7 protein-coding genes, 1 tRNA gene and 1 rRNA gene are annotated in these 6,877 nt (G+C 42.2%); 8 read left to right on the forward strand and 1 reads right to left on the reverse strand.

The genetic code is table 11. The annotated features are described in order from the left end of the window. From rrf to tsaD, 6 genes are all read left to right on the forward strand, one after another. Positions 1 to 104: ribosomal RNA gene (gene rrf, locus AC1DVB_RS24165) — 5S ribosomal RNA — on the forward strand; the annotation flags it as partial. A 66-nt stretch (positions 105 to 170) separates the two neighbouring features. Next, positions 171 to 244: transfer RNA gene (locus AC1DVB_RS24170), tRNA-Met, on the forward strand. A gap of 201 nt (positions 245 to 445) precedes the next feature. After that, a complete protein-coding gene (tsaE, locus tag AC1DVB_RS24175; RefSeq protein ID WP_095679973.1) occupies positions 446 to 898 on the forward strand; it encodes a tRNA (adenosine(37)-N6)-threonylcarbamoyltransferase complex ATPase subunit type 1 TsaE in 453 nt (150 codons plus the stop codon). Beyond that, positions 898 to 1,590, forward strand: coding sequence for a tRNA (adenosine(37)-N6)-threonylcarbamoyltransferase complex dimerization subunit type 1 TsaB (gene tsaB / locus AC1DVB_RS24180; protein ID WP_053533462.1), 693 nt, complete (start codon positions 898 to 900; stop codon positions 1,588 to 1,590). The genes tsaE and tsaB overlap by 1 nt, the downstream gene beginning before the upstream one ends. 21 nt (positions 1,591 to 1,611) lie before the next feature. Beyond that, on the forward strand, positions 1,612 to 2,064 hold the full coding sequence (gene rimI, locus AC1DVB_RS24185) for a ribosomal protein S18-alanine N-acetyltransferase (RefSeq protein ID WP_053533463.1): 453 nt from the start codon (positions 1,612 to 1,614) through the stop codon (positions 2,062 to 2,064). Then, positions 2,061 to 3,074, forward strand: coding sequence for a tRNA (adenosine(37)-N6)-threonylcarbamoyltransferase complex transferase subunit TsaD (gene tsaD / locus AC1DVB_RS24190; protein ID WP_477591317.1), 1,014 nt, complete (start codon positions 2,061 to 2,063; stop codon positions 3,072 to 3,074). The genes rimI and tsaD overlap by 4 nt, the downstream gene beginning before the upstream one ends. 278 nt (positions 3,075 to 3,352) lie before the next feature. Here tsaD and AC1DVB_RS24195 read toward each other — a convergent pair whose 3' ends face one another. Further along, entirely contained in the window at positions 3,353 to 5,272 is a 1,920-nt protein-coding gene (locus AC1DVB_RS24195; RefSeq protein WP_454862411.1) for an ABC transporter ATP-binding protein, read from the reverse strand. 133 nt (positions 5,273 to 5,405) lie between these two features. Here AC1DVB_RS24195 and moaC point away from each other — a divergent pair, with 133 nt between their 5' ends. Continuing rightward, the gene (gene moaC / locus AC1DVB_RS24200) at positions 5,406 to 5,912 is read left to right on the forward strand and encodes a cyclic pyranopterin monophosphate synthase MoaC (protein WP_034306347.1); all 507 of its coding nucleotides are present in this window, start codon (positions 5,406 to 5,408) and stop codon (positions 5,910 to 5,912) included. Positions 5,913 to 5,945: 33 nt separating this feature from the next. After that, positions 5,946 to 6,605: a redox-sensing transcriptional repressor Rex gene (locus AC1DVB_RS24205; protein WP_034306345.1), complete on the forward strand. Its 660-nt coding sequence runs from the start codon at positions 5,946 to 5,948 to the stop codon at positions 6,603 to 6,605. Positions 6,606 to 6,877: the final 272 nt, after the last annotated feature.

Here is a 6,877-nt window from a genome sequence, read left to right on the forward strand (position 1 = left end):
AGCGAAGAGGTCACACCCGTTCCCATTCCGAACACGGCAGTTAAGCTCTTCAGCGCCAATGGTAGTTGGGGGTTTCCCCCTGTGAGAGTAGGACGCCGCCAAGCTATAATCTTTGTATTCTTTTTGAATAAACGGGAATACTACATTTATAAAAGAAACATTTATACCGTCGCGGGGTGGAGCAGTCCGGTAGCTCGTCGGGCTCATAACCCGAAGGTCGCAGGTTCAAATCCTGTCCCCGCAATCATGAAAAAAACGAAACCTAGGTTTCGTTTTTTTGTTTTATCTGTTATTCGAATAATATGTCCTTAACTTATTTGTTTCTTCTTTTGAAACAAGGTAAACTACATATAGAATGGTTTTTGTTCCATAATATTGCGTTTATGGTTCTCGACATGAACTATAGGACGGACGTTTTCCTAATAATGATAAAGGTGATTGATATATGCAACATGTTGAATGGATTTCTCAGAATGAGGAAGAAACAGCGCAATTTGCGCACAAATTGGCACAAAAGCTTTCCAGTGGAGATGTGCTGGCTCTAGAAGGTGACTTGGGTGCAGGGAAGACGGCATTCACAAAAGGGCTGGCTAAAGGATTGGGTGTTACCAGAATGGTGAATAGCCCTACCTTTACTATAATAAAGGAGTACATGGGTCGCTTACCTTTGTATCATATGGATGTCTATCGGGTAAGTGAATCGGAAGAAGATTTAGGCTTTGATGAATATTTTGAAGGTGATGGTGTGACTGTCGTTGAATGGGCCCATTTAATAAAGGATCACCTCCCAGAGGAAATCTTGACCATTTATATCTATCGTTTGGGCGATACAAGCCGGCGTATTGTTTTGGAAGCCAAAGGCGAACGATATGTAAAGTTATGTAAGGAGATTATTTGATGAAGGTTTTAGCTATAGATACATCGAATTTCACATTAGGTATTGCACTTGTAAACGGGAATCAAGTAATTGGTGAGTATACGACGAACCTAAAGAAAAACCATTCGGTGCGGGTTATGCCAGCAATTGAAACACTGCTGAGGGACTGTGATACTAAACCGAAGGAATTGACTAAGATAGTGGTCGCTCAAGGTCCAGGCTCCTATACAGGGGTCAGGATTGGAGTGACGATAGCGAAAAGCTTGGCCTGGACGCTTCAGATTCCGTTATCAGGTGTTTCCAGCTTAGAGGTTTTAGCAGCTAATGGACGTTATTTTAACGGGTTGATATCTCCCTTGTTCGATGCAAGAAGAGGGCAGATTTATACTGGATTATATGAAATGGAAAAGGATTCTTTAAAGACAGTCATTGAAGATTGTAATATTCTATCCTCTGAGTGGGCGAATCAATTGAAGGAATTAAATCGTCCTGTTTTATTTGTTGGTCAAGATGTTGACATCCATCGGGTTGCAATTACCGATGCATTAGGTGAATTAGCGGTATTTGCTCCAGTACAGTCATATAATTCAAGGCCAAGCGAACTGGCCTTCATTGGTCTTGATAAGGCTGAAGTGGATGTTCACCAGTTTGTACCGAATTATATCCGCATGGCTGAAGCAGAAGCTAAGTGGCTTGAACAGCAGGGGAAATAAACAAGGAAAGCGACGATCATTATGAGTAAAACATTGACGTTCCGAAAGATGAATACGGCAGATATCGACCAAGTGCTTAACGTGGAAAAGCAGTCCTTTACTTTGCCTTGGAGCCGGGAAGCTTTTTTTAATGAATTGAATCATAATCAATATGCTGTATACATGGTGATAGAGGATGAAGGGAAAATTGCCGGTTATTGCGGTGCCTGGATCGTCATTGATGAATCGCACATCACCAATATTGCGATATTACCAGAATACCGAGGGCAAAAGCTTGGAGAAGCTTTGCTCAGGAAGATGATTGAAATCTCCATTTCAATGGGTGTGGTGAGGATGACACTTGAGGTCCGTGTCAGTAATGCCGTAGCCATTTCGCTTTATGAAAAACTTGGTTTCCAAAAGGGCGGAATCCGAAAGAATTATTATACAGACAATCAAGAGGATGCTTATGTTATGTGGGTGAATTTTTCATGAAAAAAGATCAAATTATATTAGGAATTGAAACAAGCTGTGATGAAACTGCGGCAGCCGTCATAAAAAATGGAACGGAAATACTGAGTAATGTCGTGGCTTCACAAATAGAAAGTCATAAACGTTTTGGCGGTGTCGTCCCGGAAATAGCTTCCCGTCATCATGTAGAACAAATTACTATTGTTCTTGAAGAAGCACTGCTGCAAGCGGGTGTGACATATGAAGACTTGGATGCCATTGCCGTTACAGAAGGTCCCGGCCTTGTAGGGGCACTATTAATAGGTGTGAATGCGGCGAAGGCTGTAGCTTTCGCACATGGAATACCAATTGTCGGTACGCATCATATCGCTGGTCATATCTATGCAAATCGGCTTATTCAGGAGATTGAATATCCTGCGCTTTCTTTAGTCGTTTCGGGAGGTCATACGGAATTGGTGCTTTTAGAAGAACCGGGTTCTTTCAAGGTGATCGGGGAGACGCGGGATGATGCAGCAGGAGAGGCGTATGATAAAGTGGCTCGAACCTTGGGGCTCCCTTATCCTGGCGGGCCTCATATCGACAGGCTTGCGCAAGAAGGCTCACCATCTTTGAAACTGCCTAGGGCATGGTTGGATGGCAGCTATGACTTTTCTTTCAGCGGGTTGAAATCAGCGGTAATCAACACTTTGCATAATGCAGAACAGCGCGGGGAAAAAATTGAACMTAAAGATTTAGCGGCAAGTTTCCAAGCAAGCGTGATAGAAGTGCTTGTAATGAAAGCTGTGAAGGCTGCAAAGGAATATAATGTGAAACAGGTATTACTTGCTGGAGGAGTTGCGGCAAATAAAGGCCTTAGGGAAGCATTAACGGAAGCTTTTAAGGATTTACCTATGGATATATCCATTCCGCCCCTCTATCTTTGTACCGACAATGCTGCCATGATTGGTGCTGCTGGCAGTGTCATGTTTGAAAAGGGAAAGCGATCCGGTTTGGATTTGAACGGAAATCCTGGATTGGATATAGAAGCATTTTAATGGACGAGAAGACAGGATCCTTCACTTTGGCATCCTGTCTTTTTATCGTGTTAATAAAATAATAGAATATTCTGTGGATAAAGTTTTTTTGATAATCATCCTGCATGTGTATAAAGGGGTATTTTTGTGGATAAGTGGATATATTTCTGTGGATAATGTGTATAACTCAAATTAATGGCTAATGAGCGGTAAGTGGTTTGTTAACAAGTTTGTGGATAACTTTCAAGCGACACTTTGGTTGGAAAAGAAAAAGACCGAGTCAATTGACTCGGTCTTTTTCATTCTTCCAGTTCAGCCCATTCTTCGAGAAGCTGATCCAAACTTTCTTGTGCATGATCAAGTTTTGTTTGGACTTCCATTACCTTTTCGTGGTCCTGAAAAACATTTGGATCACATAGGAGGTCATTATATTCGTTTATTTCGGTTTCAAGAAGCTCCATGGCTGCCTCGATTTCCTCAATGCGCCGTTTTCGCTGGCGTTCAGCTTTTTTTGCTTCTTTATCAATTTTGTAATTTGTTTTTTCTACAGCCGCATCTAAAGATTTAGCCTGATCTTGCTGTTCAAGTGCTTGGATTTCCGCTTGCTCCTGTTTCTTCTCTAGATAGTAATCATAATCACCGAGGAATTCTTCGTTGCCGTCTTTGGAGAGCTCTATCACTTTCGTTGCTATCCGATTTATGAAATAACGGTCATGTGAGACGAATAGAATAGTTCCCGGATAATCAATTAATGCATTTTCAAGCACCAATTTACTATCGAGGTCCAAATGGTTCGTTGGTTCATCAAGAATTAAAAAATTGCCTTTTTGCATCATCATTTTGGCTAGAGCAAGCCGAGCCTTTTCGCCCCCGCTTAGTGTGGAAACGGTTTTCAAAACATCGTCCCCGCTAAATAGGAAATTACCGAGTACGGTGCGAATGTCCTTTTCCGGTTTAAGGGGATAGTCGTCCCATAATTCATTGAGTACGCGTTTATTGGAAACAAGGTTAGCCTGTTCTTGATCGTAGTAGCTGACTTCTACGTTCGTTCCAAAACGGAAATCCCCAGAAAGGGCAGGCAGCTTGGAAATAATCGTTTTCAATAAAGTTGATTTTCCAACTCCATTTGGGCCGACAAGGGCTATGCTCTCTCCTTTTGTCATCCGGGAATTAATATTCTTTGATACCGTTTCCCCTTCGTATCCGATAGCCAGGTCCTGGAGGTGGAGTACTTCATTTCCGCTTTGCCTTTCAATCTGGAAAGAAAAATTCGCGGATTTTTCATCACCTTGCGGCTTGTCCAGTACATCCATCTTTTCGAGCTGTTTACGTCTGCTTTGTGCTCTTTTCGTTGTGGAAGCCCTTGTGATATTACGTTGGACAAAATCGCGAAGCTTTTCGATTTCCCCTTGCTGTTTCTCGAACAGTTTCATGTCCCGCTCATAATCCTCCGCTTTTCCCTCTAGGTAAGAACTATAATTACCATGGTATTTTTTCATGTTATTCCGGGAAATCTCATATACCAGGTTTACTACTTTATCTAAAAAATAGCGGTCATGGGAAACAATGAGGACAGCTCCCTGGTAGCCTTGTAAATATTGTTCAAGCCAAGAGAGGGTTTCGATATCCAAATGGTTCGTCGGCTCATCCAGAATCAATATATCCGGTTTCCTTAAAAGCAGCTTACCTAAGGCAAGCCTTGTTTTTTGCCCGCCGCTTAAAGTGGAAATTGGGGTAGAATAGTCAAAGTCGGCAAACTGAAGACCATGCAATACGGAACGGATATCCGCTTCATATTGATAACCTCCCTTCTCTTTGAATGCCACCATCAAAGTGTCGTATTCATTCAGCACTTTTTGGTAAACCGTTTCGTTTTCAAAGATGTCAGATCTGGCCATATCAGCCTCAAGGCGACGCAGTTCCTTTTCCTGCTCTATAAGGTCAGTGAATACAGTAAGCATTTCATCCCAAATGGTCAATGCGGATTCCAATCCAGTATCCTGGGCCATATAGCCGATGGTGACGCCTTTTGGTTTGATTATTTCACCGCCATCATGGGAAAGCTGCCCGGCAATGATTTTTAGCAGAGTGGATTTGCCGGCGCCATTTCGGCCGACAAGGGCAATTCGATCTTTATTTTGAACTTCGAGCTTCATATTTGATAAAATAAGTTCAGCTCCATAATATTTCGATAGTTGATTGATTTGTAATAAAATCATAGATTTCACCTCAATTGATTACTGTTAGTTTAACGTATTTTAGTTATTATCGGCAACAGCTTGGTTCCAAGCTGAAAGAAAAGCTATTACATAAAGTGGAATAATAGTGTATGATTTAGGAGGGGTTACTTAAATGGGAGACTTAACGCATTTTAATGAACAGGGCAGGGCCAAAATGGTCGATGTGAGTGCTAAGCCTGAAACAACCCGGACGGCAGTGGCTCAGTCGAGCATTTTATTGAATGATGAAATATATGAATTGGTCACGAACCATAAAATGAAAAAAGGTGATGTACTGGCTGTTGCACAAGTTGCAGGAATCATGGCCAGCAAAAATACATCCAATATAATTCCGATGTGCCATCCCATTGCTCTGCAAGGGGTCAATATAGCCTTTGATTGGGAAAAAGAAGAACAAGGATATAGGCTTAGGATTGAAACGGAAGCTAAGACAAAAGGGAGTACAGGTGTGGAAATGGAAGCGTTAACAGCTGCATCCGTGACTGCCTTGACTGTTTATGACATGTGTAAGGCCATTGATAAGGGAATGGTGATCGGGCCTACATTCTTAGTGGAGAAAACAGGCGGAGTGTCTAGTAGCGATTATAAAAGGCAAGTAAAACGAACAGATAGAGATTAAGTTGAAAAGCATGTGTGAAGGCGGGGAAGAACAATGAACCATGACCCAAAGATACCGCAGGCAACAGCCAAAAGGTTGCCATTGTATTATCGATTTTTAAAGAACTTACATTCCTCAGGCAAACAAAGAGTTTCCTCGGCTGAGCTAAGTGAAGCCGTAAAAGTGGATTCTGCTACCATTCGCCGTGATTTTTCCTACTTTGGCGCGCTTGGGAAAAAAGGCTACGGCTACAATGTCAATTATTTATTATCCTTCTTCAGAAAAACACTTGATCAAGATGAATTGACCAAAGTCGCTTTAATCGGAGTGGGAAATTTAGGAACCGCTTTTTTAAATTACAATTTCATGAAAAATAATAATACAAAAATTGAAATGGCTTTCGAAGTATCTGAAGAAAAGGTCGGCAAGCGAATAGCTGATGTGCCCATCTACCATATGGATCAAATCGATACACTATTGCAGGAAAATAATATTACTGCAGCGATATTGACAGTGCCTGCACAGGTAGCCCAGACGATAACCGATCGTCTAGTCAAAGCTGACATAAAAGGAATATTGAATTTCACACCTGCACGGCTGACCGTGCCGCCATCCATAAGGGTCCACCACATTGACCTGGCCGTGGAACTCCAGTCGCTCATCTACTTCCTGAAACATTATCCGGTAGTGGAAGAAGCGGCTTTGGAGGAATGAAAAAACGCTGCATTTATGCAGCGTTCAGACTGTAGACAAACTCGATGAAAATCGAGTTTGTCTATTTTTTATGGCTTGTACAATTTGGACGTTGATTTCCACTCTAGGCACTCGCTTTCCGCGGGCGGTCGGGGAGCCTCCTCGGCTTTCGCCTGCGGGGTCTCCCCTAGACGCGCTTTTCCCGCAGGAGTCTCGTACCTTCCGTTCCAATCAACTTTGTCTTACCTTTTAGATAGAACACTTTTGCCTGGAGTCATTTTTGTTTTAAAATA

Source organism: Peribacillus sp. P4_D6, assembly GCF_056401795.1.